This is a genomic window from uncultured Rothia sp., assembly GCF_937976295.1.
Classification (GTDB): Bacteria; Actinomycetota; Actinomycetes; order Actinomycetales; family Micrococcaceae; genus Rothia.
Genome location: NZ_CALJRY010000341.1, coordinates 1 through 2,797, shown reverse-complemented (window position 1 = coordinate 2,797; position 2,797 = coordinate 1). Strand labels below are relative to the sequence as shown.

The 2,797-nt window shown below is 57.0% G+C and carries 1 protein-coding gene and 1 pseudogene; both read right to left on the bottom strand.

Annotation, left to right across the window (positions count from 1 at the left end; genetic code table 11):
- Positions 1–308: 308 nt before the first annotated feature.
- Positions 309–2,009, bottom strand: a complete 1,701-nt coding sequence (locus Q0216_RS09180; protein ID WP_298594741.1) for an ABC transporter family substrate-binding protein — start codon at positions 2,007–2,009, stop codon at positions 309–311.
- A 332-nt stretch (positions 2,010–2,341) separates the two neighbouring features.
- A pseudogene (locus Q0216_RS09175) lies at positions 2,342–2,797 on the bottom strand (ABC transporter family substrate-binding protein); the annotation flags it as partial.

The following is a 2,797-nucleotide window of genomic DNA, read 5'->3' as shown; positions in this document are numbered from 1 at the left end:
AGGGCAACGGTGCCGGTCAGGAGGGTACGGCGAGAGACAGACATGCTCTTCATGGAATTTCTCCTAGAGTATTCGCAGTGTTGTGGAGGCGGTACGCGAACGGTGCGTAGTCGGCACTCCAACCCGGCGGGAGGACAGTCTCTGCCGGGGTGGGCAGAATGCCCACATTTGTTTTTAAGTATATCCTCGTTGCTCTCTAGGGTAGGGAAAAGCGGCGTGCTACAGAAGGTTTTAATCCTTTTGTAACACGCCGCTTTAGCGCTTTTACCCCTTATGGGGCGTGGGAGCTGTGCTCAGCGTTTAGTTTTTTACTTTTCCCAACCGACGTTGATCCATACGTTCGGGTTGTAGTAGGGCAGGCCGAAGAGCATGGGGCCGTAGTTCGCCAGAGTCTTACGGCATGCCTTGAAGTTGGGGCCGTTGTGGGTCGGGACGTAGATTGCGACCTCGTCCAGGTGGCGCTTCTCCAGCTCGTTCATGATCTTGAGCTGTTCCTTCGGGTCTTCGGTGGACATCATGGTTGCTGCCAGCGAGTCCAGGTCCTTACCGTGACCGTTGTTGGTCTCGGAGATGTAGAAGTAGTTCGCTGCATCCACCGGGGAGGTGGTGATGCCGTAGCCGCCGCTCTTGATTGAGAAGTTCTTCGCGGAGATGATGCTTGCCATTTCGGATGCACCGTGGTTGTCGATGCTCAGCTCAATGCCAATTTCCTTCATCTGCTGAACGAGGAACTGGGCGGTGGAGCTGACGACCGGGTCGGTACCGAAGGTGGTCACCGAGTAGGAAGCCTTCACGCCGTCCTTCTCGTAGTAGTCGCCGTTCTTGGTGTAGCCTGCATCTTCGAGAATCTTGGTGGCGACGTCCTTGCCGAGCTTGGTCGGGTAGTTGTCCTGGTAGCCTTCCTGCACGGGCAGCATGCACATGGAGCCGGGCAGGGGTTCCTTCCAGCCGAGCTTCTCGTAACGCAGCTTGAACAGCTGCTCGCGGTTCAGGGCTGCGACGAATGCGCGGCGTACGGGCAGGGGAACCTTTTCGGGGTTGATTTCGTAGTTGCCCACGGCCAGCGCGCTACCCTTGCGGATATCGACGTTGGCGACGGTGGAGAGCTCGTTGTAGGAGCTGAGAGTGCTTGCGTCGGCGTAGTCAATCTCGTTGTTCTTGAAGGCTGCCTGCTCTGCCTGGGAGGTCATTTCACGCCAGGTGATGCGCTCGAGCATAGGCTTGGTACCCCACCACTTGTCGTTGCGAACGACGGTGAGGACCTTGCCGGAGGCATCCCATTCGCCGACCTTGAAGGGACCTGCCCAGTACTTGTCCAGGGGCTTGCCGTTCATGCCGTCGTTGAAGAATGCAACGTCGACGAATGCCGGGTGCAGGAAGGAGGTGAAGCTACCTTCGATGGGGTACCAGGGCTTGGACATGGTAATCTTCACGTGGCGGTCGTCGCCATCCACAGATTCAACACTTGCGACCTGTTCCCAGATGGGTGAAGGGGTAATCTGGTAGTCCGAACCGGATGCCGCGGCGGTGTAGATGGTCTGGTAGCTCTTGACGGCGTTCACGTCGATGGGGGTGCCGTCGTTGAAGGCTGCCTTCGGGTTGATCTTGAAGGTGACGGTCTGCACGCCGTCAACGGTCTGCGCCTTGTATTCGGTGACGTAGTCCTCGTTCATGTGCGCTTCGCCGCGGAAGTCGGAGTAGAAGCCGCCGGTGAATGCGGAGTTCATTGCAGCCTGAATGTTCAGGTTACCTGCGGTGTAGCCGTTGGTGTTGAGGATGTTGAAGTTCGGGCCGATGCCGTCTGCACTCAGTCGCAGCTCGCCGCCGTCCTTGAGGGCGGAGCGGTCATGCTCGTTGAAGGAGACCGCCTTGGACAGGTCGTCGCCAGCGGAGAGAGCACTGCTCTCGTTCTTGGAGGAGTTACCGCCGCAGGCTGCGAGCAGACCAACGGTGCCCAGGGCGACAGTGCCGGTGAGCAGGGTACGACGGTTGAGGGTGAAAGTGGTCATTAGTTTTCCTCAGTTAGGTGTGATGCTGCTTTGCTGTACGCGGGGGAACACAACCCGCACACCTTTGTGACAGCACGCACATTTTGCATTGGCAATAGTATACACACATTTCCCACGCACTATGACCCAGTTCACCGTTTCAGGGAAAATATTTCAGATAATTCCCGAAACCACCTCGATACAGAACCACCCTGCCAAAAACACAGAAAAGTCCCGCAGTACCCCGCCTCTGAGGCGGAATACCGCGGGACTTTACCCTTCCGGAGCTCTATGTCGGCGCCTCCGAAAATTCAGAAACTACCGATAGGAATCCAGAAAATTAACCTGTGGTTTTAGTTCTGCCAACCCACATTGACCCAGCGCTTGGGGTCGGTGTAGCTGGTTGCGAAGAGGGAAGGACCGTAGTTAGCCAGCTTCTCCTTCACAGCTACGTAGCTGGGGCCGTTAGCGTAGGGGAAGTAAATAGCAACCTTCTCCATGTGCCACTTCTCAGCCTCAGCAGCCATCTTCAGCTGCTCATCGTGGGATTCATTCTCGTAAATGGAGGCAATGAACTTATCCAGTTCGGGGTCGCCCACACCCTCGTTGATTTCGCTGGTGTAGAAGTACTGAACGCTGTCGGCGGGGTCAGCGCCAATGCCCCAACCGGAGAAAGCGGAGTCGTACTGCTTAGAGCCCATCACGGAGTTGAACTGGGACTGCGGCTGGTTGTCCTGCTCGAGCTTAATGCCCGCTGCCTTGAGCTGCTGCTCGAGGTTCTGGAACTGAGCCAGGGAGGTTGCATCCGA

What these genes read in the sequence shown, in the direction of transcription:
- Q0216_RS09180 (WP_298594741.1), bottom strand. Translation starts at nt 2,009, where the DNA reads ATGACCACTTTCACCCTCAACCGTCGTACCCTGCTCACCGGCACTGTC.